Here is a 25,598-nt window from a genome sequence, read left to right as displayed (position 1 = left end):
TTCATCTACAATTAGTTAACTTTTTAAATGACTTAAAATATGCTCTCGCGCTTCGCTAACATATGGTTCCGGCATTTGGCGACCGATTGGGAAACAATCAGGCGGCCTGAGCTGAAAGACAGTCAGTTTGTACTGGTTGCGCCGGATCGGAACAGGATGGTGGTAAAAGCAGCGAGCCAACAGGCGCAGGAGAATGGAATTGAGCACGGAATGGTGGTGGCTGATGCGAGAGCGCTATTTCCGGACCTGGAAGTGATCAACGAAAATCCTGAGGAAATAGCGACGCTTTTAACAAGTCTTGCGGAATGGTGCATTCGCTATTCGCCGATCGTGGCAGTTGATCCGCCCGATGGTCTGATTCTTAACATTACCGGCTGCACCCATTTATGGAACGGCGAGGAGAGTTACCTGGCGGAAATAGTCGCTAAACTTGCTAAGTTGGGGTACCAGGTTCGGGCGGGTATTGCGGACACGATCGGGGCGGCTTGGGCGGTAGCACATTTCGGAGCGAATTTGTCGATAGTACCTCCTGATCATCAGGCGAATGCATTGCTCAACCTGCCGCCCGCTGCATTGCGGATTGAACCCGCGATCATTGAAAAGCTGCAAAAACTGGGTTTATATCAGATCCGCAATTTTATCAATATGCCCCGTTCTGTGCTCAGGAGGCGTTTTGGGCAGCAGCTGTTAGATAGGCTGGATCAGTCGACGGGGCATACACTGGAAATCATAGAGCCATTTCAACCGCTCGTACCCTATCAGGAAAGGCTCCCCTGCATGGAGCCGATCGTTACTGCAACGGGGATCGCAATTGCATTGAAAATTCTTCTGAAAAAGCTTTGTTTACGCTTTTTGAAGGAAGGTAAAGGTTTAAGAAAGGCAATATTTAAAGGTTATCGTGTAGATGGAAAAATTGTACAGATTGAAATAGTAACAAGCAGCCCCTCTAATCACAGAGAGCACCTTTTCAAACTTTTTGAACTCAAAATCCAGACAATAAAACCAGGACTGGGTATTGAACTGTTTGTGATGGAAGCTACTGAGGTAGAGGACGTTGATCCGGTTCAGGAGTCGATCTGGAACTTTGCCGGGGAAAATGACCGGGTTACCTTAATGGAGTTGCTGGACAGGCTTGCGGGTAGGGCAGGAATGCAGGTAATTCACCGCTTTTTACCAGCTGAACATTACTGGCCGGAAAGGTCGGTTAGTGAGGCGGCTTCTTTGAAAGATGTGCTGTTAACTGACTGGCGCACAGATCGTGTCCGCCCGGTACAGTTACTGGCATTGCCCGAAAAAGTGTTTGTATCGGCGCTGTTGCCCGATTATCCACCCATACTCTTTAACTACAAAGGCAAGGTGCACATGATCAGAAAAGCAGATGGACCTGAGCGGATAGAAAGTGAATGGTGGCTTGAAGAAGGCGAGCATCGGGACTATTATTGCGTTGAAGATCAGGAAGGTGCGCGTTACTGGATCTTCCGGCTAGGGCACTATGACGAGCAAAAGCGGATTTGGTTCATTCACGGTTTTTTTGTCTGATGTATACCGAGCTACAAGTCACGAGTAATTTCAGCTTCCTGCGGGGAGGCTCGCACCCGGAAGAACTGGTTGCGCAGGCTTTTGAATACAAGTATAAAAAAATCGCGATCACCGATCGTAATACGCTGGCTGGTGTAGTTCGGGCATTTGCTGCTGCCAAAAAATTGAAAGGGATCAAAATTATTCCCGCCTGCCGGCTCGACTTGCTCGACGGACCCAGTTTGCTGGCTTACCCGACTAACAAAAGTGCCTATTCCCGACTTTCTGCATTGCTAACGGAAGGAAATATACGTACTGAGAAAGGGCAATGTCATTTGTATAGAAAAGATGTGTATCAATATGCAAAGGGAATCAAATTCATCGTGGCACCACCTGCTACTTTGAACGAGCAGTTTGACTTTGAACCGGAGTTCAGAAGAGCATTAAAAGACTACAAAAAGAATCTTGGCAATGAATTGTATATCGCCGCCACGCGGACTTACCAGGGCGACGATACTAAGAGAATGTACCGGATTTCACAGTTAGCAGAGGAATTTTCGATTCCAATGGTGGCTACCAATGATGTATACTATCACCATCCGCAACGCAGGGAATTGCAGGACGTACTGACTTGCATCCGCGAAAAATGTACCATATATAATGCAGGTTTTAAGTTGTATCAAAATGGCGAGCGGTTTTTAAAGGACGAAGAAGAAATGCAGCGGCTCTTCGCATGGTACCCCGACGCCATTAAACGAACCCAGGAAATAGCAGATGCCTGCCGCTTTTCACTCGATTCACTCCAATATGTTTATCCCGAAGAGATCACAAATGTAGGCCGCTCGCCGCTGGAAGAACTGGCGCATTTAACGTGGCAGGGGGCAAATGAACGCTATCCCGAAGGTATTCCAGAGAAGGTCAGAACTGCGATCGAGCATGAAATGGTTTTCATTAAAGAAATGGACTATGCGCCTTATTTTCTTACTGTTTACGATATTGTCAGGTTTGCCAAAGAACAGAAAATACTGTGTCAGGGGAGGGGATCGGCGGCTAATTCTACGATTTGCTATTGTCTGGGCATTACTTCGGTGAACCCAATGGAAATCGATCTGCTTTTTGAACGCTTTATTTCTTCGGCCAGAAATGAGCCGCCGGATATTGACGTGGATTTTGAACATGAGCGGCGGGAGGAAGTGATTCAGTATATATATCAAAAATACGGCAGGGACCGCGCCGGAATTGTGGCAACGGTCACGCAGGTACACCAGCGCGGGGCGATTAGGGATGTGGCGAAAGTAATGGGCATGTCGCTCGATGCGATTAACAGACTTTCCAGTTCCATCTGGGAGTTTACAAATGAATGGTTTGAAGGAAAACGTGTGGCCGAACAGGGCTTTAATCCAAAAGATCCGCATTTGCTCAAAATCCTTGATCTCACCAAACAATATATGGGCTTCCCGCGTCAACTAGGCCAGCATACCGGCGGGTTTGTGATCACACAAGGCAAATTGTCAGATCTATGCCCGATTTTGAATGCAAGAATGGAAGACCGGACCTGCATTGAATGGAACAAGGACGATATTGATACACTTGGGTTTTTGAAAATCGATGTGCTCGCCCTGGGAATGCTCACCTGTATTCGCAAGGCATTTGATTTGGCCAAACAACATTATAATAGAGAATATACACTGGCGAATGTTCCGCAAGATGATACGCGAGTGTACGATATGATTTGTAAGGCAGATACCATCGGAGTTTTTCAGATCGAAAGCCGCGCCCAGCAATCGATGCTGCCGAGATTGAAGCCGCGCATATTTTACGACTTGGTTATTGAAGTTGCAATTGTGCGTCCAGGACCGATTCAGGGAGATATGGTGCATCCTTATTTGCGCCGCAGAAATGGGGAAGAACCAGTTGAATACCCTACTCCCGAACTGGAAGAGATATTGAAAAGAACACTGGGAGTACCTCTTTTTCAGGAGCAGGCAATGAAGATCGCAATTGTTGCGGCCGGTTTTACACCTACTGAAGCCGATGAGCTGAGGCGGAGTATGGCGACTTTCAAAGTAAAAGGAATGGTAGAACGGTTTGAGAAAAAGCTGGTCGAAGGGATGACGGCAAGAGGCTATACCGAAGAATTTGCCAGACGGATTTTCAAACAACTCGAAGGTTTCGGCAGCTATGGTTTTCCTGAAAGTCACGCAGCCAGTTTTGCATTGCTCGTTTACGTTTCCTGTTATCTCAAATGTCACTATCCCGATGTTTTCGCTACCGCACTCTTGAACAGTATGCCAATGGGATTTTACCAACCCGCCCAGATCATCATCGACGCCCGGAAACACGATGTGGAAGTGCGGCCGGTGGATATAAATCACTCTCAATGGGATAATCTTTTAGAAGAAAAAACAGGGAAGTACTGTCCGATCCGGCTGGGTTTCAGGCAGGTAAAAGGAATGCGGGAAGATGATATTCAGGCATTAATTGCGGGTAGAAAAAAACCGTACACCAGCGTACACCACCTGCGCGAAGCGGGCGTGTCGCAGGCTGCGTTGGAGCGACTTGCCGATGCGGATGCATTCAGGTCTATGGGGCTGGACAGGCGGCAGGCGCTCTGGGAGGTGACTGCATTGAGCGACCGGCCTATTGGTTTATTTGAAGGCCAACCATCGCCCAGCGCCACCGAGCCTCAGGTTCAGTTGCCATTTATGACCGCTTCTGAGCACGTGGTGCAGGATTATGCGTCTACTTCGCTGTCTTTAAAAGCGCATCCTGTCAGTTTTGTGCGGGAAAAATTAAAGGAGCGCGGCATTTATTCCACCAACGATCTGGAACTGATCGGGAACAACCGGCCGGTAAAAGTGGCGGGGCTGGTACTCGTGCGGCAGCGACCGGGCACGGCGGGGGGCGTTTGTTTTATTACCATTGAAGACGAAACGGGCTATGCAAACCTGGTGGTTTTTGAAAAGCTTTTTGAAACATACAGGAAGGAAGTGCTGCGGGCGAAGCTCTTAATGGTAGAAGGCCGGCTGCAAAGAGAAGGGGATGTTACCCACGTAATTGTTCAGAAATGTTATGATTTGTCTGTTTTACTTAAAAAACTCACTGCCATTGAAACCGAAAATCCGGATATACTTACCCTTTCCCGCGCTGATGAAAAAGATGAATACGTTTCTCAGGCGATCAATAAGCGAACGCAGGTGAGGAAGGATGTACAAACAGAAATTTTTCCTTCCGGCAGGAATTTTCGATGAAGCATATTATTTTAGCAGTTATGAGGATGACTCCAACACTCTAATAGCACTTCCATCGTCTCCCGACGAGCTTCCTTTTTAGAAAAGGTCAGCATTGTATTGCCTGTATTTTTCTTCAAATGATCCGAGAACACCGCCACTGCGCACTGTTTTCCGATCCCGTTTATCTATACAATTATGGAAGGACCATTTAATAATAAGCAAATAACTGACTTTATCAATAATGGCTTTGTAAGGCTGGACAATGCTTTTTCAGCAGATATTGCCGCTACGGCCAGGGATATTTTATGGAAAGACCTGGGTTGTGATACCCACGACCGCTCCACCTGGACCAGGCCGGTAATCAGGCTGGGTATGTATGCGCAGGAACCATTTCGCAAATCGGCCAACACGGGAATACTTATCAGCGCATTTGACCAGCTGGTTGGTGCTGATAAATGGCTTCCGCAATTGAGTATGGGCACCTTTCCGGTCAGGTTCCCTTCCAATGAACCGCCGGGTGACGACGGCTGGCACGTGGATGCAAGCTTCGCGGGCGACAATCCAGGCAATTTTTTTGACTGGCGTATAAACCTGTTTTCAAAAGGGAGAGGTTTGCTGATGTTGTTCCTGTATTCCGATGTGGCCGAAAACGATGCACCTACCCGCATCCGAATAGGGTCACATTTAGATGTCGCCCGGGTGTTAGAGCCCGAGGGCGATCGCGGACTCACTTTCATGGAAGTAGCTTCCAGGCTGGATTCCTTGCCGGCGCGGGAGGAAGTACTCGCAACGGGCGCGGCTGGTACCGTTTACCTATGCCACCCTTTTCTTGTTCACGCCGCGCAGCGGCATCAGGGTACCAATCCCAAATTCATGGCGCAGCCTCCGCTGGTATTGAAAAGTCAGCTCACGATTTCCGGAACGACAGCAAATTATTCGCCTGTTGAGCAAGCAATCCGCCTAGCACTCGGCTACTAAGCCAGACCAATTTGTAGTTTTAAAAGCCGGACTAACAATCAGTCCGGCTTTTCGCTTAATACTGGTTTGGGTAGAACCAGCGGTTGCATTAGTTTTGACTATCAGCTCTCTTTGCCTTCCTTATTATTTGCTTTCATGAAACGATATTTACTCCTGATAACCCTGCTCGCTGTTGATTTGATTGCTTGTGCGCAGACTAACCCAAAAATTTCCTTTTTAGCATTCTCAGAACAACTCAGTGATCAGCCAGACTCGGTCCGGTTTGAAAAGCTGAATGATTACAGCTATGATATGGTCGACCTGGGGCGGTTTGGACATGTGGATAGCGCAATCGTTGAAATGATCAAACTGGCGCAGGACGACCATAAGCCGATCTGGGAGGGGCGGACCTATATGTTAATGGCCTATATGGACCAAACGCAAAGCAATTCGATGTCGGCAGTTGAGAATTATCAGAAGGCGCAGGTGATATTCCAGGCGCAGGGAAATGTGAAAAGGGAGATCAGGTCACTGCAAAGAATTGGGGGTATTTATATTCACATCAAAGATCTGAAACTGGCGGAACATTATTTCCGAAGGGCCTTGAAGCTCGCACAGGATAATAACCTTGAAGACGAAGCCGCGAACCTTTATACGGATTTCGCGACGGTGGAGGATATACGAAAAAATTACAACGGGGCTCTCGCATATAATAGCAAGGCAATTCAGATATATAAAAAACTGGATCTGGACTACTCTTCAACCCTTTTTAACAGGGGTATTATTTTAAAAAATGCAGGCAGGTACCGCGAATCTTACGATACCTACATGCAGTCGCTCGATTTTGCCAAAAAGCAGTCGGATCAGTTCATGGAAAAAATGGTATACATCAATTTACCAAACACGCTACTGCTAATGGGCAAGCCGGATGAAGCCGAACAATATGTAAACAAGGCGGTCGAAATGGCGAAAACGAGCCCGCAGCGGATAAATGATTATATGTACATCTACGAGCTGCTGACCAGTATTTATGAGAAAAAAGGTAATTACCAGCAAGCTTTTGACTACCAGAAAAAGTGGATCGTGTACCGTGACAGCGTATTTAATTCAGATAAAAGCCGGCAGCTGATCGAAGCGGAAACACGTTTTCAGTCCAAAGAAAACCAGCAGCGGATAGAGCGACTGGACGAGGAAAATCTGGAAAAGAAGCGCCAGTTGTGGTGGCTTTACGGTGGTGTGTCGCTCTTAATGTTGCTTCTGGGCCTTGCATTGTGGCAATACAGTATTATTCAGCGCGGGAATAAGCAGCTGGGGAAAACCAATGCTACACTGTCGGAAGCAAATAAGCAGATCAGCACTCAATCCACACAACTTAAAGAACTGATGCAGGAATTGCACCACCGCGTGAAGAATAACCTGGCGATCGTTTCGAGCCTGTTGTCCTTGCAGGCGAGCAGGCTGGAAGACGAAAAGGCGGTTCAGGCAGTGATGGAAGGACAACAGCGCGTGGAAGCGATGTCGCTGATCCACCAGCAGTTATATCAAACTGCGAATGTTACAGGAGTTAGTATGCAGCAATATATCAGCGATCTCGCGAAGGGATTAATGCTGTCTTTTGGGTATGATGAGGAATTTGATCTGAAAAGTAATATTGAGCCCATCGTGGTTGACCTGAAAATGGCCGTGCCGCTGGGCCTGATCGTCAATGAGCTCATTACCAATGCATTTAAACATGCTTATAAAGGTATTTCTGCACCACAGCTGAGTATCAGGCTCTGGCAGGAAGATCAGATCTACCTTGAAATCAAAGACAACGGAACCGGGATTGATATGGCGAGTTGGCAAAAACCGAGCGAACCCTCTTTCGGGAAGCGCCTGATTGCTTCACTGACCAGACAAATCAACGGGAAGCTTGATATTGTTTCCACCAATGGATCCTGCTTTTTGCTGAGCTTTCCGTCTGATACCATGTTAGTTAGCTGAGGGAGCACCTAAACAGTTATTTCGAATTCCACACAAATAATAACCACACAATCGCTTCTGGCACGGATTTTATTCCATCAGTTACATATCATCAATAATAAAAACCTTAACAACATGAAATCATCAGCAAAAAACCATCAGGACCTATTCGACGACCTAAGTTCATTCGAAGAAAGTACTAACCCATTTCAGCGTAACAGTTCCTCCGCTTCTATGCAAAAGGCAGGTAAAAGGCCACGCATTATGAAGCCGCTATATTCAGTTCGTTTGTCATAATTGCATTCAATATTGTTCCCGGCCGGAGCAGAAAAACGATCTGATGATTGTAACTTATGGAACCAAAAAATGCCATTTTGTTCGGAGCCAGCGGCTTCATCGGATCTTTTCTTCTGGAAGAACTTCTGAATGATCCCACATACCAGCAAGTAACTATTGTAGTTCGTAAAGATCTTGGTGTAACTCACACCAAACTCAAAACGCTGATCGGAGATTTCAATTCGCTGCCCGCAATGCGGTCGGATTTAATTGGCGACGACGTTTTCATTGCGCTGGGTACAACCCGGAAGAATACCCCTGACGAAAAGATCTATTATCAGGTTGATCACGATTATCCCGTGCGCGCAGCAAAGCTGGCCAAACAGAACGGAGCAAAATCAGTCTTTGTAGTCACTGCAATAGGCGCCAATGCAAATTCATCTGTATTTTACGTCCGGACGAAGGGAGAGACTGAGCGGGATATTATCGCGCTTAATATGGACCATACCTATATTTTCAGGCCATCGATGATCATGGGAAACCGGAAGGAAAGCCGCCCGATGGAAAAAACTTTCATGAGCATATTCTCTGTTATTAACCCGCTTTTAGTGGGGCCGATGAAGAAATTCAAAGGAATTGAAGGTGCCGACGTAGCGCGTGCTATGCTGATCGCTGCTAAAAATCCGAAAGAGAAAGTGAAGATTTACGAATGGCAGGAAATGAATAGCTTACTAACTTCAAGCTAATATATTTCCGAATATTTACTAAAAAAGCCCCCGTGCATATTCGCAGGAGGCTTTTTCGCATTCTATCTAATTCCCAAAATTTACTCAAATACTAATAACTGAACCGTTGCGCCGCTGGTAGTTCCGAAACGTGCCCGATCTTGCCCTGACGGAAATCACGGTACAGGTCTTTGATCTCGTCTTCCCGGTCTGCAATAAACGGCCCGTATGAAACAATAGGATGATTTTGTGGCTCTGCGGCGTACAATACCACTTTTCCACCCGAACTTCCGCCTGCAAGTACCAGCTCACTTTCCCCCACTTCGGTCGACTTGCTGAGCCAGCCGATCTGGTTTTCGGTTAAAGTTTCCCGCGCGTCACCCACCTCCACACTTCCTTCTACCACATAAAGAAATGCATTGTAGGAAGCATTCAACTGCTGCCGCGTTTCTGCGCCGGGTTGCAAATGAATTTCTGCGACGATCAGCGGCGTGTGATTTTGTATCGGCGATTTCATGCCAGCCAACTCCCCACTGTATAGTCTGATTTCCAGTCCGTTATCAACGATTTTCGGAACACTTCCCAGTGCAATATCCTGCACCCTCGGTGTAGCCCAGCGATCTTTTTTAGGCAGGTTCAGCCACATTTGCAATAGTCGCATTCTCGATTCCTTTTCAATGGATTCAGTATGCACAATGCCGCTGCCGGCTGTCATGATCTGAAAATCACCGGCTCGCATCATGTGGGCCTCATCCCCAATCTCGCCTTCCAACAGCAGGGATACTGTTTCAAAACCGGCATGCGGATGTGGGCCGCCGACTGGCTCAGTATCTTTTTTATCCAAAAAGTCATCCATCAATATGATAAACGGGTCACTGTCCTTGAATTCATTCTGAATCACCGCACGGGCCGTGTGATCGGGTCCGAGAAATCCACGGTGAGCTGCGGGACTTTTGATATTAACTAGCTTTCTTTTCAAAATTGAAGTTTCCATGATCTTGCTTTCCTTGTTTAGATAACTGTCCGCAACCTGAGTTACAGACTTATCAGGAAAACAAAATAAAAGCCCCGCCTGTGCACAATCGACCACTATACAAATGGTTAGCGGCGTATAGTCTGCCAGGTTAGGTGTTATTTCTTCTCAAAAAGCCTGATTGTATAATCCAGCAGCGCCACGTCTCCAATCTTTCCATGGCCGGGAATTACAATGCGGGTATCCGGATATTTGGCTTTCAGCCTGGTGACGGTGGCGGGCCAGGCATCTACATTTGCATCCGCCAGGTTGCCTTTTGTTGCGTCCAATTCTTTGATCAGGCAGCCGCCGAACATTGCATTTTCACTCGGGAAGTAGCCCACCACGTTGTCTTTGGTGTGGCCTTCCCCAACAAATGCGGTTTCCACATTTCTTTTCCCCACTTTCAACGTCAGGTTTCCGTCAAAGCCTTTCTGAGGTACCGGAAATTTGGCAAGCCTGGCCGATGCGATGGTTTTGTTACTCGCATAAGAAGGAATGCCGCGGCGGTGAAATTCATTTAAACCTGCAACACAATCTTCATGAAAGTGCGTCGCGATCACCGCTTTAACCTTGCATTTCAGACTATCTGCCAGCCAGCCGAGCAATACCGCCGAGGTAGAATCGCTAACCGGCGTGTCGAAAATAATGGCCTCACCTTTGTCGAAAACGATCATTCCGTTGCAGGATACTTTTCCGAAAGTTTCGGAATTGAAATAAGTAATATGCTGATACACGTGGTCGGCTACCTTCACGATACTGATATCATCGGCCACAAAGCCTTTCGGCGCAGTTTGTGCTGTGGCGATGAGCGAAAACAAAAAACAGATGCTCAGAAGGAGATAGTGCCGGATCATGCGGAAATGTGGTCAGATTGCGTTGGAACGACCAAGAACGTAAGTTGCGGTCACATTATCAAGCAAAATTATTGGCGCTTGCCTCACTGCGGCCCGACTTGCTTTTCAAGATCAGGGAGCTGATGAATGCGACTACCAGCCCTATCGGCAGCACTTCCGCATAAGTAGTAAGCACGACAAAAGCCGGGTTCTGGTACATTTCCTCAAACTGTTTCATTTCAGTGGTTTTCTGAGCGAGTTCTGCCTGCGTAGCGCCGTTCCGCGACGCTTCTTTAAGTACATGCGGGATATAATGGTCGAGGAAATCGGGAACCACGAGATAGTAATAGAACAGCCACACCACCACATACATGGTAGCACTCGTAAACGCGATGATCGCGCCCATTTTGAATGCTTTTCCAAATGTGATCACACCGTCAAGCTGCTTGTTCCGGTAATTTCTGATCCCAAAGAAAATAAGTGAAAAAATCACGATCAGCGCAGTGTACCCAAGTACATCGTTGCTCTGGAAATCGGGATTGGTGTAGCATAGATTGACCTGGTAAAGCGCATTGACACATAGGATCGTGCCCATGATCAGGCCGTAAATCAGAACGTATTTTTTCATAGTCTTTCGTTGGTTAGCTTTCCGGTAAAACTAGGTCACCTGCCTTTTTCGCAGCTCATACTTTAGTGCCAATTTTGATCCTGCCAGCCAATTTCATACTAAAGTCCCAACTTTAATAGGCCATGATCCTCAGTCGCTTGGCTTTTTCCATCACCTGCGTCCGGCTTTTAACCTCCATTTTTACGAATACATTCGATACGTGCGTTTTCACTGTACTGATCGAAAGAAAAAGTTGCTCAGCGATCTCCATATTGCTTTTTCCAAGCAGAATAAGCATTAGTACATCGCGCTCCCGCGGCGTCAGGTTGAACTGCTCCATGGCGATGGCGTCGGTAGGTTCATGAATGGTCCGCTCGACTGTTTTTTCGACGATAATGGTTTTGATCTTCTGCCCGGTCAACTGCTTCGCTACCCAGACCCCAAGCATTGTAAAGAACAGGGCGATCAGTCCAATGTAAATATCGAGCGAATTTTCAATGATCAGGAACTTCCATTCCAGCCATTTGAGCAAAAACAGCAGTATCGAAAGACAAAATCCGTAGAACAGGAGTTGACTGTACCGATCGAATATATTCTTTATCATCAGCACGAATAGGATTGGTTTTGATCAAAAAATACGGATACCCACCTAAACTACTGTTGCCAATCCGTCCCGAAAATACATTATGCGCTTACTGCCCCAGTTCGTCGAGCTCGGTCAGGTGCATTTGCAGGTCTGTTAAAGTCCGGTCGGGGAACTGGCTGAAAATATATTTGGCTATCCCGAACATAACCAGTACCGTCAATGCATTGGCAGCGATTACGAGCAGGGATTTGGTCAATCCATACCCTTCAAAATTCCGGATAAGCAGCGAAATTCCGATCAGGAAACCCGCACCCAGGCTTATTTTCCACACTTTATCCATGGTAACCTGGTAACGTTGCTGGATCGATATGACCTTTTGCAGACTTTCGCGCAGATTGCTTTTCACCAGCGGCACGCCGCCGATTTCTTTATTTGCAGAAATCACAATTTGCAGCCCCGCGATAATCAACAATGCATATAAAACAGTCGGAATATATTCAAACCAGTGCGTATAGTCGAACGGATTACCGGACAATATGGCCAGAAACAGCACCAGCAGGCCAGAAAAGAATAGGGTAGTGTTCCTGAGTTTCCGGGTTGCGCGGGAAACAGTGCTATTGGATTGGTTTCGGATCATGGAAAGCACAACTTGCTCGCTCAATAGTTGCGTGGTTTGCAGTTTTGCGTCGATGGTATTCCAGCTTGTTTTCAGGTCGTCCAGGTTCATGTTTTTGGTGTTTAAAATGTAAGTGACTTGACAATTTTTTCAAGTTTGATCTTAATGCGGCTGAGCTTCACGCCCACATTCGATTTGCTGATCCCCAGGATCCCGGCCATTTCGTTGTAACTTTTTTCGTCCAGATATAGCAGTACGATCGCTTTTTCTACGGCCGAAAGCTGCTCAATAGCCTGATAGAGCAACACGGTTTCAGAGTTACTATTGTCGTTTTCATAAAAATCCGGGAAAGCAATATCCGGGAGTGCGAACCCAGCGGGCGACTGCCTCTTTTTTTCTTTTCGGAAGTTGGAAATAGCAGTATTCATACCTACCCGGTAAACCCAGGTATTCACATTGGACTCCTGGCGGAAAGTGGGAAAGGCTTTCCAGAGCTGGAAAACGATTTCCTGGAAAAGATCACGGCGATCTTCTGCGTCCGGGCAGTACATTTTGCAGATTTTGTAAAGCACCACCCGGTTTTGGTTGAGAAGTCCGACAAATTGCTTTTCCATATTATTGATTGAAATACAGTTTATGTATTAGTCGACGGAAAGGCGAAAAATTACAGGTGTTGCATTAATAATTTAAAATTCAGCCGGTATTACGTAATGAAAGCTCCTGACGCAAACGAACAGCATTGTTCAATTCTGGACAGAAAAGTGATTGTGAGTATTTATAAATTACTGAATTACATATAGTTGCAGCAAGGTATATTTTTTTAGATAATACTTTCTAAACTATTAAATCAGCAAAACACGATGTTTAGAAACTACCTGAAAATCGCGATTCGCAATTTGTGGAAACATAAAATGTTTTCGCTGATCAATATAGTGGGCCTGGGACTGGCTATGGCATTTTGCTTTTTGCAGCTGATACAGATTCAGAGCAGCTTTGAAAAGGATACATTCCACCCGTTCCCGGACCGAACATATCGGATCGTGACGAATGCTAAAGGAAACGACGGCAAGCAATATGCACTGGCTTCTACACCTATGCCGCTGGCTGAGAAGCTGTTAAGCGACCATAGTGTGATCGAGAAGTCGGCGCGCGTGGTACGCAACTTTGGGGGAAACCTTAATAACGGTATCAAAACTTTACGCGTGAGCGGGATGTTCGTGGACCCGGCGTATTTCGAGCTGTTTGGTTTCAAACTGGCAAAGGGTAAACCCTGCCTGGAACCGCGGCAGGTAGTTCTGTCTCAGGAAACGGCCGAACGCTTTTTCGGAAATGCTGATCCCGTAGGCAAGTCGCTGCGGGACCCGGAATTGGGTGATTTCACAGTGACCGGCGTTTTTGCTTCCATCAAACCATTTACCACGCATTTACAGTCGGATATATTCGTTTCCATGGCCAGTTTCACCGATTTGAATCAAAAAATAAATACAGATAACTGGCTGGATTACAATGCATATACTTTTGTATTGCTGACAAAAGGCAGCAACCGGACCCAGCTCGACCGCGCTATTGCACAGATAGCCGAGGACAATCAAAAGCACGTCGCATTTACTGATATTAAAGAACATAGGTTTCGCAGTCAGCTACTTGACGAGATTTCTCCCGACACGGAAAACTTGCTGAACAACCCGCACGTGGAGCCGCTCTGGAAAATAGCGACGGGGTTACTGATTCCGCTGATCGTCATTTTGCTGGCAGGTTTCAATTACGTTAACCTCACCTTAACCCGCTCGCTGAGCCGCGGCAGGGAAGTGGGCGTGCGGAAAGTGGCGGGCGCCAAACGCTGGCAGCTCGTGACCCAATTTTTGACTGAAACGGTTGTGATCGCGTTTCTTGCGCTTGGAATCGGTTATCTCGGGCTTGTGTTCATGCAGTCCTACATCCATGTTCGCTGGCTGCATTTTGAGGTAAGCCAAACATATCTGCTGTGGATCTCATTCGTAGTTTTTACCTTCCTGACGGGCATTCTTGCAGGGATTTTGCCTGCGCGGATTTTATCTTCCTACGAACCGGCCCGCATTATTAAAGGAGAGATCGGGCCAGCCGGGCTGGGGAAGATCAGTTTCCGGAAATCGCTGGTAGTGGTCCAGTTTGTGGTGGCGCTTGTATTCATGACTTTCACAGGTATTTCAAATAGTCAGTTTAAATATATGGCAACTGATAATGAGAATTTTAACCGAAAAGATATCCTGAATATCCCGCTGCTGACCGATGATTTTAAACTGCTCGTTAACGAAATGAGCAAGCAGTCCGACGTAGAACAGATTGGGCTGGCTTCGGCCACATTGAATGAAAGTGCAGGCAAAGCGAAGATCAGCCGGATCGGGTCCGGCGGTAAAGATATCCCGGCCCAGGATACGTACATCTACGCAGCCGACGCCAATTTTATCGACAATATGAAGCTCAGATTTGTGGCGGGAACGAACTTGCCCGGAGCTTCGGCGGATACTTCCGTTCACTTTGCGGTGGTTAACGAGCGGGCAGCCAGTGTGCTGGGTTTCAAAAATCCGAAAGATCTGATCGGGCAGACTATTATGCTGAATGAGAGTAAGGTACAAGTTTCGGGTGTTGTTAAAAATTTCTGTTTTATGCGCTACGAGCTGCCTGTGGCCCCGCTTGTACTGGCCTACGATCCTTCCGAAATCAAAATTTTGTCACTTAAAATCGCAGCCGGTGCAGCCAAAAAGCGGGTTGCAGCTACACTTTCAAAAGTATGGAAGCAGTTTCATCCGCACGAATCGTTTGTGTTTTCGTGGTATGAAGAGCAGATGTATGACAATTACGCCGACGGCGGCGACCCGCAATTTACCGGCGTTATCGTCGTGATCGTTTTTGTGATCGCTGCAATGGGGCTGCTGGGAATGGTTACTTACACCACCGAAAAGCGGACTAAGGAAGTGGGTGTGCGGAAAGTGATGGGCGCCAGTGTCGCGCAGATCATGGCACTTTTGTCCGGCGGATTTGTCCGGCTCATCGTAATCGCGTCCGTTATTGCATTGCCGCTGGGTTACCTGCTGGGCGCGCTTTTTCTTCAATTTTTTACGTACCACGTGTCACTTGGTCCGGCCGTTTTCTTTCAATGCGCAGGCGCTTTGCTGCTCATCGGATTGGGAACGATCGGCGTACAGGCTTACCGCACAGCCAACTCCAATCCCGCTGATACATTGAGGTCAGAGTAAACGAGAGACAGCCATAATAGTGAATTGTTTGATTGCGATCGCTGCATTCGTAAATTGACCGGCGCATTTACGAATGCTTTATTTCAATTTATTTCAACCAAAACACAAAACGTGAGAAAGATATTCCTGAACATACTATTTGCGATTACCTGCCTTACACCGGTTTTTGCACAGCAACCCACACAGAAATTTAAGACCGATATTCCGCTCGATTCGATCCGCCTCAGTGACCCGTTTATCCTGGCCGACCAGAAAACGAAAATGTATTATATGACCGGTACGGGAGGGATGTTGTGGAAAAGTAAAGATCTGAAAAAGTGGAGCGGCCCATATAAAGTGCTCGAAACAGACCCGAAATCGTGGATGGGGCCCAACCCGATGGTGTGGGCGGCCGAGCTGCATTACGTCAATGGGAAGTATTACAATTTTGCGACTTTTACCAATAAGGCTGTCAAAGTTGAGAAGGATCTGGAACGCCGCGCAAGCCACGTGCTGGTAAGTGACAAGCCCGACGGTCCGTATGTGCCTATGAAAGAGCCGGTGTACCTGCCTGCCAGCAAACTTACCCTCGACGCCACGCTATGGACGGAAAAAGACGGGAAATCGTACATGGTATATTGTCACGAATGGTTGCAAAACGGGAACGGAACGGTTGAAAAAATCGAGCTCCTGCCCGACCTGAGCGGCACGACCGGCGAGCCTAAGATCCTGTTTTTGGCCAGCGATTCGCCGTGGAGCCGTGAAAAGGAGAAGGACGGAAAGGATCGGCCCAATAAAGTTACCGACGGCCCGTGGCTATTTCGTACACAAACAGGTAAATTGGGAATGCTGTGGACGAGCTGGATCTATGATGTTTATACACAAGGGGTTGCCTATTCAGAAAGCGGCACACTGGACGGTCCGTGGATACAGGAAAAGGAGCCGATCAACAAAGCAAACTTTGGCCACGGAATGCTGTTCCGCACTTTTGAAGGCAAATTAGTCATGTCGCTTCACAGTCATAAGGATATTAACGGTCGCACGGTACGCATTCCGCATTTGTTTGAAGTTGACGATTCCGGAGACAAGATCGTAGTGGGAAAACCATTTATTCCATGATAATACCGTTCATGCCGCTATTGGATCGGGTGGATATTTAATAGGAAAATAATTATTGTCTCAATTAAAGACAATAACGCTATTCAGCTTATATTGCTTCCTGTTAATTCCACTTAAACATAAGTTACTATGAAGAGGACGAGCTTTATTTACGCAATTGCCTTGTTATTTTTTGTTGTCGTTACAGGCAACGCGCAGACTGTGAAGCCGGACGATTTCGCTGGAAAGTGGGATATTCTGGTGAAAGGCACACCTGATGGCGATTCCAAACTGGTTGCCGACCTGGTGCGGGAAGGCGGGATACTTTCCGGCCAGCTTGTCAATCCGACGGATTCAACAGCCGAAAAAATTCCGGTAACTGTTACCGAGAATGGCAACAAACTTTCGCTCGCATTCTCGGCGCAGGGTTACGACGTCACCATCGATCTTGACAAAGTGGACGATGATAATCTGAAAGGCAGCCTGATGAATATGTTCGAAACGACGGGCAAACGTATAAAATAAAAGGGGCGGGAAAAATCTTCCCTCCCCTTCATTATTGATTAGCCAGTACTTTATTTATCCCACCAAACCTTTGCCTGGGTTACGTCGTCGCTACCTTGTCTGGAAGCTTCCTCGTTGTTGGTCTGCCGCTCTGATTCCGGGTACATAAACCGCAGCGGAAAAGAGGCAGGCGAAGGCGCATCGAGCGAATTGGGTAGTGCAGGAATTCCGAGGCGGCGGTAATCGCTCCACGCTTCGAGGCTGCTGATACTGTTCAATGCAAGCCATTTTTGCTCGATTATCCGCTCTATCTTATTGGTCGCAATATCAAAGTTTACAAGCGGTTGCGCATTGTAAGCCGCGAATGCACCGGTATTCACTTCCAGATATTTGAAAGATTCCTGAATAGCGGATTCGTACAGAATTTTGGCAGAACCCGTGATCCAGCCGCGCTGTGCGGCTTCCGCCTGCAAGAAAAGACTTTCAAACGAACCCATTAATACCGAAGCCTGGGTGGCACTTTTGAACAGACCCGCAGGCGCATTCCCGTTTTCATTCGGCCCTTTGAAAGCCGAAGTATTAGCGCGTTCGTACTCAGGTTTTGCATTCGGGTTACCGAAAAGTACGCCTTTGTAATCCGTACCCACTGCCACATAGAGCGTAGCTAATCTCGGGTCGTTTCTTTGCTTGTAAGTATTGATCAGGAATGCGGTAGGGCGGATATCCTGGTGATTGGCAGTGCTCACATTTTGCACCGTGCGGTAGTAATTTTCCCAAAAAGGGTTCAGTTTGCCTGCTGTTGTCAGGTAACCCGGCTGCACCAGCGCACTTTCTCCCGCTCCTAGGTAACCGCTGCCTTCCGCCTGTATCTTACCGATCTCGGCGGTAATATAGCCCTGGTCGCCCACTTCGCTCTGGCGCAGCAGTGCACGCAATTTGACTGTGTTCCCAAATTTCACCCAGCGCGTTTTGTTTCCGGTAAACATCACATCGTCTGCACCAGCCTCGGTTCCGGCGGGCGCATTTTTAATATCTTCAATACCTTCGGTGATCAGGTTGATTGACTTTTCGTACACTACCCGGCCGTCTTCGTACCGCGGCGTTGGGTGAACGGTGCCCTGCAATGCATCGTCGAAAGGCAGATTATTATATACATCCACCAAATGCATGAAATGCCAGCCCTGCATGATCTTGGCCACACCTGAATAAAACAAAGCGCCTTCTGCGGTCGCTTCTTCCCTGATAAGCTGGTAGTAAAGCAAGTTGGCATAGCCCGTTTCCCAAACCGGAATACCGTCGCGCTGGTGGCGGATCGCGGGTCCGTTATAAGTTTTCAGGTCGATAAAATTGTTGATCCCCTCGCTGGTGGTTCCCCAGTAGCCTCCCCAAAAAGCGCCGATCTGGTTCAGCTGGCCTGTTTCCTGTACCACGCTGCTTACCAGTGCAGCGGAAAGTTTGGCACCCAGACTCAGGTTTTCGGACACCGGTGCATTGGGGTTATTGTTCACATCGAGAAAATCGCTGCAAGAGGTGATATTCAGAGCCGCAAACAGGCAGAATGTTATTTTAAGTATATACTTCATTTTCATTAAAAAGTTACATTCACGTTAAATCCGTAAGTTCTGTATGGAGGTACCTGGCGGAAGCTGAGGTAGCCGTCTGTGCTGTTGTAGAGATATTCCGGATCTCCGTATTTGTTGTCTTTGTGGCGGATAATGAACAGGTTAGTAGCTACGAAACCAATTGTCGCGTCACGTACAAACCGTTGTTTGGCCAGTAATGCAGTAGGAAGGGAATAGGAAACGTTCAGCTCGCGCAACTTGAAAAAGTCCGATTTCGCCGCTGTATTGATCTGTACCTCGCCCTGTTTGGTCCAGAAAGCCTTTCCGCCGCTGGAAGTTTTCAATTCAGTATTTTCTGTAAATACCCCGGGAGAAGTTTCGATCACAGAATTGGGGTAAACGAATGCTTCACGGCCGAATTCGGCGGTGCGCGGCTCAGTTCCGGCGGTGTACATCCGGGGAACGATCTCCGAATACAACCAGCCGCCCATGCGCCAGTCAAATTGCGCGCCCAGGTTGAAGCCTTTATACTTTACATTGGTATTCAAACCCATCTGATAGGGCGGTACCATCGTGCCGAGATGCCGGGGATCGGCCGCCACGAGCGGGTCGCCGGTTGCTGCGTCCACGACTACTCTGCCCTGGGGATCACGCTGATAATCACTTACCTGCAAGCTCGGATAAGCCTGGCCGATATTGGCATAAGACTGTCTGAAAATGTTAAAAGACCTCAGTCCTTCATAAAGCTCTTTTACCTGGTTATTAATGTGGGTAAAATTGAAACCTACATTCCATTTCAGATCATTTGTCCGCACTACATCCCCGCTCACGCTCAGTTCCACAATACTGTTTGTCAAACGTCCCGCATTCACAACTGCGCTGCTGTAACCTGTTGCGCGGGAAGTAGTAGCATTGAATATCTGCCCTTTCGAATCAGAGAAAACATAGCTTCCCTCGAAATGCAGGCGGTTATTGAAAAAGCTCAGCTGCGTACCCACTTCAAACGAAGTCACAAATTCAGGCTGAATGTTGGGGTTTGGATACCTTAACCCAGGCGTAAAACCGACCAGGTTACCAAACGGGAAACCGTTACTCTGCGTATAAGGATTATTGAGCGAATATGGGTCGAGCGTTACGTTACCCGTTTTATTCCATGAACCGAACAGTTTTCCGAAAGACAGCAAATTATTGTCTTTCAATGCCGGAATAGCCTCATTAAATACAAAAGACGCACTTACGCCCGGATAAAAATAAGAGCGGTTTTCCTGACTTAACACCGAAACCCATTCGTTTCGGCCCGTAAAAGTCAGGAAGAGATAGTTATTATAACCCGCCGTAAATTCCCCATAACCGGCCAGCGAGCGGTATTCTGTAATGGAAGAGCTTCCGGCCAGTTCACCAATGCGCGTTCCCGGGTTAAATACATCCGGCAAAAGCAGGTTACTCGTACTGATCGACGATGCTTTGGTATTATCGGCGCGGAAATTCTGCCCCAGCAAAAGGCGGGTTGTGAATTTTCCGAAATCCTTGTGGAAGTTCAGGATCAGGTCGCCGTTCAATCTGCGAAAATTGTTGGTACCGTCATTTACACTACCATTAACATTCCGGCGACCAGCGGCTTCAAACTTGCCGGTTGTGCTACGCGTCTGTACATTATTATTGTAAAGTCCCAGCCTGTACATCGCATTGAACCAGGGAGTTACCTCGTAGTCCAGTTCGATTTTCCCGTTCAGGTTCTGCTGCTCGCTCTCGTCACGGATGTTATTGATCTGGTGGTAAGGGTTTTTTTGAAGATCTGTAAAAAAGTTGTTCGGGTTACCGATAGCAAGCGGGTTTTGCCAGTCTTTCATCGAATTAAAATTGAAATTGGCAGGCAGCGAATAGGCTGTGATCCACGGGCCGTCGGGCGTTGTATTTTTGGTAAAATACACATAGTTGATATTGTAGGCAGTTTTCAGCTTGCCGAAATTCCTGGAACCGTTGAAACGTGCGCCGGTCCTGCGGCTCTTATCTTCCGGAATGATCCCTTTGATCGCAGCATCCTGAACGGAGAAAAAGTAAGTCGTTTTTTCGTCACCGCCGGAGAAAGAAATGTCGTTCTGCATATTCACGCCTGTCTGGAACAGGTCGAGCCGGTTGTCGCTGCCAGGCGCTGCATATAATGCCTGAGGCTGCGTCCCGTCAGGCAGTTTCGGACCGAAATCTTTCATGGAACCATCAAATGCAGGGCCCCACGATTCAGCCTGCGTGGCATTGTACACGCCATTTACCCCCTGACCATACTGCGTCTGAGCGGGCGGAAGCATATATACGTTTGAAAACGTGGTCGTGTGACCGAATGTAACCCGGCCTTTGTCACGGTTTCCGGTTTTAGTCGTCACCATCAGCGCCCCGTTCACACCTTCTGATCCATATAATGCGGCTGCATTGGCGCCTTTCAGAACAGTCACACTTTCAATATCATTTGGGTTAATGCGGCTGATATCCGGCACCGGCACCCCGTCGACCACGTAGATCGGCGCGTTTTTGGAGCGGTTCAATGAGCGCGTACCGCGCATGGTGATCTGGATTTGCGGGTCAACCTTGCTATCATACATATTGATACGCAAACCGGCCACTTTACTGGTCAGTCCGTTGAGCGGGTTGATGGTCTTGGCCTGGTTGAGGTTTTCGGAACCTACTACTTGCGAGCCGCCGCCCAGCTCCCGCGCCGCGCGTTTGATGCCCAATGCACCGGTTACCATGATTTCGGAAAGCTGGTTCACATCTTCTTTCATCGCAATCGTCAGCGCCGATGCATTCCTGTCAACGATGATCTCCCGCGTTTCAAAACCGATAAAGGAAACTACCAGTATATCTCCGGCTTCGGTTTGCATACGAAATTCCCCTTTTTCATTTGCGATCGTCGCGTCGGAACTGCCTTTAAGGATGATATTCGCCCCCGGAAGCGGATCGCCCGAGGTTTGTTCGATCACCCGGCCCGTAATCTCGCTTTTCTGCGCGAAGGCAAGGAGCCCCGGTAGCCAGAGAAGGAGGAGTAAAAAGCACTTTTTGTAAAATATCATTTCAAATGATGTTAGGGATTTGTGAAATTTTTAATTGATTTATTAGTAGATTTTTGAGTATTGTTTAAAAACAGTCTAAATACAGACTACTTTTGCGCAAAGGTATCTTTTGGAAAGTGACCGCGATGACGGTAAAAGGAGAAAAAATGACGAATCAGGGAGAAATGACGCGCATGGAGCCGGTGGAGGAAGAGGTAGGAATGCAATTCTGGCAGTTTCCGGATTTTGCTTCGCCGGGAGGGGACGAGGTGACCGAACGTAACCTTGTTTACGACGATGCGCGGATAGTTGGAGTGGGAAAAGAGCTGATCATGGAAGGTGTGTACGTATGGTACGGGAAATTCCACGTGCGTTCCTCCGACCCGCTGCCTGTGCGAATGCTGGGCTCACACATTCAGATGAATTTCAGCTTGCAAAGCGTTACTACCTATTTCTCCGAGGCTTCTACAAAACCTTTTGTAAAATTCCGCTCGCAGCAGCATAACCTGTTCTTATTGCCGCAAAAAGACATGCAAATTCAATGGCGGCCGCAGGAGGATGTGGAGGTATTTGCGATCAACCTCAGTACCGACTTCTTTTTCAACAACTTACCTAAAACGCACCCGCTTTACGCGCATTTTCAAAAGGGTATCCGCTCGCTGCTGCCTGCGTTTATGAGCTGGCGCAATATGCCCGTCACTTCCAGGATGATCTCCTCACTGTTCGAGATCCTGAATTGTACATATAGTAATTATCAGAAAGGGCTGTTTATCAAGGCCAAAGTTATCGAATTGCTCGCGCTGCAATTTGAGCAATATGAACAGCTTCCGGCACCTGATATTACCATTGCACTGAAAGAATCGGATGTAGAGAAAATGCACCTGGCACGGCGTATTTTGACCGAGAACCTGGATAAAAGCTGGTCGCTGAAAGACCTCGCGCATCAGATCGGCACGAACGAATTCAGCCTTAAAAAGCATTTCAAGGAAGTTTTCGGAAAGCCCGTTTTCAGTTACCTGCACGATCTGCGGATGGAAGCTTCCATGCAGCTACTGCAACAGCCCGGCACGAGGATCTCCGAAATTTCACAAAAGACCGGCTACAAAAACCCAACGCATTTTACTGCTGCATTTAAAAAATACTACCAGGTACTACCCAACAAAATCCGCCTCGGAATGGTTAATCTGGTTCATTTCGTGGGATATGTGAGCCAGCTTTGTGCGGAATTTGCCGAGGGAATATCGCTGGCAGAAGTCGCGCCGCTTTAAAAAGGAAGTCCAAACTTGTTTCAGAAAATTCAATATTACATCACCGGAATGCAGTAGTGCTGCGCCAGGCGGATGTTTTATGGCTATATGCATTGAGGAAATTAACCGATTACCAAAATGATCCGCAAAAATATCCTGCCGAGTACGCTTGCCGTTTTACTATTTATCGTCTGCCTAACCCCGCAAAATGCGAGGTCTCAAAATCCGTTGCGCCTCTGGTACGACAAACCTGCCCGGCAATGGGAGGAAACGATCCCGCTTGGTAACGGGCGGCTGGGGATGATGAGCGACGGGGGAGTGCTGCGCGAAAATATCGTACTTAATGATATTACACTCTGGTCGGGTGGGGTGCAGGATGCCAATAATTACGAGGCGCACAGAAGTCTGCCCGAAATTCGCAGGCTGCTCCTGGAAGGAAAAAACGACGAAGCGCAGGAGCTGGTCAACCAGAATTTTGTGGCGAAAGGCGCGGGCTCGGGACACGGCGACGGCGCGAATGTACCATTCGGCTGCTACCAGGTTTTGGGGAATCTGCGTATGCATTTTGCCTACAAAAATGTCGATTCTTCAGACATTCAATTTCAAAATTACAGAAGAGAATTGTCGCTGAATGACGCGGTGGCGAGTGTGGTTTATACCGTCAACGGCGTGACTTACCGACGGGAATATTTTACGAGTTTTGGTGATGATATCGGTGTTATAAAATTATCCGCTGACAAGCCCGGCAACCTGAACCTACGCCTCAGCCTCGACCGTCCCGAGCGATTTCAAACCTTTATTAAAGGCAATACCCTGGAAATGTCGGGTCAATTAAATAACGGAACCGACGGAAAAGGAATGCGATACCTGGCCAAGGTCCGACCGCAGATAACGGGAGGAAAAGTGACTATTTCAGGTAAGGAATTAGTGATTACCAATGCAAATGAAGTCATTTTCTACTTTTCCGCAGGAACAGACTTCAAGGACAAAAACTTTGAATCTGAAACGCAGAGGCTCATTAATGTCGCGGTGAAGAAATCTTACAGTGTTCAGAAACAAGTACATCTGTTAAATTATCAGAAACTTTTCAATCGTGCTAACTTTCGCCTGGGAGAGGCTAAAATTGATGATACCCCTACTGATCAGCGCCTTTTTGCCTATCAAAAAGAGCATGCATCGGATCTTGCGCTGCCCGTTTTGTTCTTTCAGTTTGGCAGGTATCTTAGCATCAGCAGCACGCGCGTGGGACTGCTTCCGCCGAACTTGCAGGGACTCTGGGCAAACCAGATCCGCACACCGTGGAATGGCGATTACCACCTGGATGTAAATGTGCAGATGAACCACTGGCCGGTGGAAGTCACTAACCTGTCGGAGCTGAATTTGCCGCTGGCCGATCTGGTAAAAGGAATGGTAAAGCCGGGAGAAAAAACGGCAAAAGCATACTACAATGCAAACGGCTGGGTGGCCCACGTGATCACGAATGTATGGGGATTTACAGAGCCGGGAGAGGAAGCTTCCTGGGGCGCGAGCAACGCAGGGTCGGGCTGGATTTGTAATAACCTGTGGGAGCATTATGCATTTACAAATGATAAAAATTACCTCAGAGAAATATACCCGATCCTGAAAGGCTCCGCGGAATTTTACAGCAGCGCATTGGTGAAAGACCCAAAAACCGGCTGGCTGGTGACCGCGCCTTCCATCTCGCCGGAGAATACATTTTATCTTGCCAATGAAAAAAAGGCGGCGATATGCATGGGCCCGACGATCGATAACCAGATCACCCGGGAGCTTTTTACAAATGTGATCACAGCCTGCGATGTGCTGGGATTGGATGCGGATTTTAAGATTACTCTCCAAAATAAACTGAAAGAACTGCCCCCGCCGGGCGTGGTTGCGAGCGACGGCAGACTAATGGAGTGGCTTGAAGAATACAAGGAAACGGATCCCAAACACAGGCACATTTCGCATTTGTACGGGCTGTATCCGGCTCCGCTGATCACACCCGAAAAGACACCGGAGCTGGCAGCGGCTTCTGCAAAGACCCTTGAAGTGCGCGGCGACGATAGTCCGGGCTGGTCGAAAGCATATAAGTTGCTGTTCTGGGCGAGGTTACATGATGGTAACCGTGCTGACAAATTGCTGAAAGAGCTGCTTACGCCCACTTTGCAAACCAATATGAACTATGGCGGTGGCGGCGGCGTGTACCCAAATCTGCTGTCGGCAGGTCCACCATTCCAGATCGACGGTAATTTCGGCGGCACCGCGGGCATTGCCGAAATGCTGATACAAAGTCACGACGGGTATATTGATATCCTCCCGGCCATTCCCGATGCATGGAAAGCCTCGGGCGAAGTGAGAGGCTTGAAAGCGAGAGGCAACTTTACTGTCGATTTTGAATGGAAAGATAGCAAAGTGACCAACTACCGGGTTTCTTCCGAAATTCCCCGAAAAGTAATGGTGAAGGTGAATGGGGAGAAAAAGGAGATCACGTCGTCGGCCTCGATACATTAGCCGCATTGCTTCCGTTCTATCAAGCATGATTATTTAAGAACCCGACACGAAATAGCTGCCGGGTGGGTGGCTGGATGCAAACAGAAACC

The 25,598-nt window shown here is 47.8% G+C and carries 18 protein-coding genes; 10 read left to right on the top strand and 8 right to left on the bottom strand.

The genetic code is table 11. From position 1 onward, the window contains the following. The first annotated feature begins 39 nt into the window (after positions 1-39). The 5 genes from LZG94_RS11955 to LZG94_RS11935 all read left to right on the top strand — a co-directional run bounded on the left by LZG94_RS11955 (position 40) and on the right by LZG94_RS11935 (position 8,692). Complete coding sequence (locus LZG94_RS11955) at positions 40-1,539, top strand: DNA polymerase Y family protein (protein ID WP_233792123.1); 1,500 nt, start codon at positions 40-42, stop codon at positions 1,537-1,539. Next, complete coding sequence (locus tag LZG94_RS11950; RefSeq protein ID WP_233792122.1) at positions 1,539-4,769, top strand: error-prone DNA polymerase; 3,231 nt, start codon at positions 1,539-1,541, stop codon at positions 4,767-4,769. Before LZG94_RS11955 ends, LZG94_RS11950 begins: the two co-directional genes overlap by 1 nt. 177 nt (positions 4,770-4,946) lie before the next feature. Then, entirely contained in the window at positions 4,947-5,729 is a 783-nt protein-coding gene (locus tag LZG94_RS11945) for a phytanoyl-CoA dioxygenase (protein WP_233792121.1), read from the top strand. Positions 5,730-5,864: 135 nt separating this feature from the next. Continuing rightward, positions 5,865-7,691 (top strand): sensor histidine kinase, encoded by a 1,827-nt coding sequence (locus tag LZG94_RS11940; protein WP_233792120.1) that lies wholly within the window; start codon positions 5,865-5,867, stop codon positions 7,689-7,691. 332 nt (positions 7,692-8,023) lie between these two features. After that, entirely contained in the window at positions 8,024-8,692 is a 669-nt protein-coding gene (locus LZG94_RS11935; protein ID WP_233792119.1) for an oxidoreductase, read from the top strand. Positions 8,693-8,783: 91 nt separating this feature from the next. Here LZG94_RS11935 and LZG94_RS11930 read toward each other — a convergent pair whose 3' ends face one another. The 6 genes from LZG94_RS11930 to LZG94_RS11905 all read right to left on the bottom strand — a co-directional run bounded on the left by LZG94_RS11930 (position 8,784) and on the right by LZG94_RS11905 (position 12,942). Continuing rightward, complete coding sequence (locus LZG94_RS11930; protein ID WP_233792118.1) at positions 8,784-9,665, bottom strand: pirin family protein; 882 nt, start codon at positions 9,663-9,665, stop codon at positions 8,784-8,786. 137 nt (positions 9,666-9,802) lie between these two features. Continuing rightward, positions 9,803-10,540, bottom strand: a complete 738-nt coding sequence (gene bla, locus LZG94_RS11925) for a subclass B1 metallo-beta-lactamase (protein WP_233792117.1) — start codon at positions 10,538-10,540, stop codon at positions 9,803-9,805. 58 nt (positions 10,541-10,598) lie between these two features. Next, on the bottom strand, positions 10,599-11,147 hold the full coding sequence (locus LZG94_RS11920) for a DUF4199 domain-containing protein (RefSeq protein ID WP_233792116.1): 549 nt from the start codon (positions 11,145-11,147) through the stop codon (positions 10,599-10,601). 112 nt (positions 11,148-11,259) lie between these two features. Further along, complete coding sequence (locus tag LZG94_RS11915) at positions 11,260-11,730, bottom strand: response regulator transcription factor (RefSeq protein WP_233792115.1); 471 nt, start codon at positions 11,728-11,730, stop codon at positions 11,260-11,262. A gap of 88 nt (positions 11,731-11,818) precedes the next feature. Further along, on the bottom strand, positions 11,819-12,439 hold the full coding sequence (locus LZG94_RS11910) for a hypothetical protein (RefSeq protein WP_233792114.1): 621 nt from the start codon (positions 12,437-12,439) through the stop codon (positions 11,819-11,821). A gap of 11 nt (positions 12,440-12,450) precedes the next feature. Next, positions 12,451-12,942 (bottom strand): RNA polymerase sigma factor, encoded by a 492-nt coding sequence (locus LZG94_RS11905; RefSeq protein WP_233792113.1) that lies wholly within the window; start codon positions 12,940-12,942, stop codon positions 12,451-12,453. 246 nt (positions 12,943-13,188) lie between these two features. On the opposite strand from LZG94_RS11905, the gene LZG94_RS11900 reads away from it, so the two are divergent. The 3 genes from LZG94_RS11900 to LZG94_RS11890 all read left to right on the top strand — a co-directional run bounded on the left by LZG94_RS11900 (position 13,189) and on the right by LZG94_RS11890 (position 17,166). Then, a complete protein-coding gene (locus LZG94_RS11900) occupies positions 13,189-15,564 on the top strand; it encodes an ABC transporter permease (RefSeq protein WP_233792112.1) in 2,376 nt (791 codons plus the stop codon). A 111-nt stretch (positions 15,565-15,675) separates the two neighbouring features. Further along, positions 15,676-16,662 (top strand): glycoside hydrolase family 43 protein, encoded by a 987-nt coding sequence (locus LZG94_RS11895; RefSeq protein WP_310589864.1) that lies wholly within the window; start codon positions 15,676-15,678, stop codon positions 16,660-16,662. A 129-nt stretch (positions 16,663-16,791) separates the two neighbouring features. Beyond that, positions 16,792-17,166 carry a hypothetical protein gene (locus LZG94_RS11890; protein ID WP_233792111.1) on the top strand — a complete coding sequence of 125 codons (375 nt, stop codon included), beginning with the start codon at positions 16,792-16,794 and terminating at the stop codon, positions 17,164-17,166. A 50-nt stretch (positions 17,167-17,216) separates the two neighbouring features. Here the strand turns inward: LZG94_RS11890 and LZG94_RS11885 are convergent, their stop codons facing one another. Continuing rightward, a complete protein-coding gene (locus LZG94_RS11885) occupies positions 17,217-18,728 on the bottom strand; it encodes a SusD/RagB family nutrient-binding outer membrane lipoprotein (protein WP_233792110.1) in 1,512 nt (503 codons plus the stop codon). Positions 18,729-18,733: 5 nt separating this feature from the next. Further along, entirely contained in the window at positions 18,734-21,772 is a 3,039-nt protein-coding gene (locus tag LZG94_RS11880) for a SusC/RagA family TonB-linked outer membrane protein (RefSeq protein WP_233792109.1), read from the bottom strand. Between the two features lie 92 nt (positions 21,773-21,864). Between LZG94_RS11880 and LZG94_RS11875 the strand changes: the two genes are divergently transcribed. Together LZG94_RS11875 and LZG94_RS11870 are read left to right on the top strand one after the other, a co-directional pair. Then, positions 21,865-23,019: an AraC family transcriptional regulator gene (locus LZG94_RS11875; RefSeq protein WP_233792108.1), complete on the top strand. Its 1,155-nt coding sequence runs from the start codon at positions 21,865-21,867 to the stop codon at positions 23,017-23,019. A 117-nt stretch (positions 23,020-23,136) separates the two neighbouring features. Next, positions 23,137-25,509 carry a glycosyl hydrolase family 95 catalytic domain-containing protein gene (locus LZG94_RS11870; protein WP_233792107.1) on the top strand — a complete coding sequence of 791 codons (2,373 nt, stop codon included), beginning with the start codon at positions 23,137-23,139 and terminating at the stop codon, positions 25,507-25,509. Positions 25,510-25,598 lie beyond the last annotated feature (89 nt).

The sequence above is a fragment of the Dyadobacter sp. CY343 genome, from assembly GCF_021390335.1.
Lineage (GTDB): Bacteria > Bacteroidota > Bacteroidia > Cytophagales > Spirosomataceae > Dyadobacter.
Note: the sequence above shows the minus strand (reverse complement) of the source record. Positions and strands in the feature narration are given on the sequence as shown.

What these genes read in the sequence shown, in the direction of transcription:
- LZG94_RS11950 (WP_233792122.1), top strand. Translation starts at nt 1,539, where the DNA reads ATGTATACCGAGCTACAAGTCACGAGTAATTTCAGCTTCCTGCGGGGA.
- LZG94_RS11880 (WP_233792109.1), bottom strand. Translation starts at nt 21,772, where the DNA reads ATGATATTTTACAAAAAGTGCTTTTTACTCCTCCTTCTCTGGCTACCG.
- LZG94_RS11870 (WP_233792107.1), top strand. Translation starts at nt 23,137, where the DNA reads ATGATCCGCAAAAATATCCTGCCGAGTACGCTTGCCGTTTTACTATTT.
- LZG94_RS11915 (WP_233792115.1), bottom strand. Translation starts at nt 11,730, where the DNA reads ATGATAAAGAATATATTCGATCGGTACAGTCAACTCCTGTTCTACGGA.
- LZG94_RS11940 (WP_233792120.1), top strand. Translation starts at nt 5,865, where the DNA reads ATGAAACGATATTTACTCCTGATAACCCTGCTCGCTGTTGATTTGATT.
- LZG94_RS11920 (WP_233792116.1), bottom strand. Translation starts at nt 11,147, where the DNA reads ATGAAAAAATACGTTCTGATTTACGGCCTGATCATGGGCACGATCCTA.
- LZG94_RS11955 (WP_233792123.1), top strand. Translation starts at nt 40, where the DNA reads ATGCTCTCGCGCTTCGCTAACATATGGTTCCGGCATTTGGCGACCGAT.
- LZG94_RS11905 (WP_233792113.1), bottom strand. Translation starts at nt 12,942, where the DNA reads ATGGAAAAGCAATTTGTCGGACTTCTCAACCAAAACCGGGTGGTGCTT.
- LZG94_RS11900 (WP_233792112.1), top strand. Translation starts at nt 13,189, where the DNA reads ATGTTTAGAAACTACCTGAAAATCGCGATTCGCAATTTGTGGAAACAT.
- LZG94_RS11885 (WP_233792110.1), bottom strand. Translation starts at nt 18,728, where the DNA reads ATGAAGTATATACTTAAAATAACATTCTGCCTGTTTGCGGCTCTGAAT.
- LZG94_RS11910 (WP_233792114.1), bottom strand. Translation starts at nt 12,439, where the DNA reads ATGAACCTGGACGACCTGAAAACAAGCTGGAATACCATCGACGCAAAA.
- bla (WP_233792117.1), bottom strand. Translation starts at nt 10,540, where the DNA reads ATGATCCGGCACTATCTCCTTCTGAGCATCTGTTTTTTGTTTTCGCTC.
- LZG94_RS11890 (WP_233792111.1), top strand. Translation starts at nt 16,792, where the DNA reads ATGAAGAGGACGAGCTTTATTTACGCAATTGCCTTGTTATTTTTTGTT.
- LZG94_RS11945 (WP_233792121.1), top strand. Translation starts at nt 4,947, where the DNA reads ATGGAAGGACCATTTAATAATAAGCAAATAACTGACTTTATCAATAAT.
- LZG94_RS11930 (WP_233792118.1), bottom strand. Translation starts at nt 9,665, where the DNA reads ATGGAAACTTCAATTTTGAAAAGAAAGCTAGTTAATATCAAAAGTCCC.
- LZG94_RS11935 (WP_233792119.1), top strand. Translation starts at nt 8,024, where the DNA reads ATGGAACCAAAAAATGCCATTTTGTTCGGAGCCAGCGGCTTCATCGGA.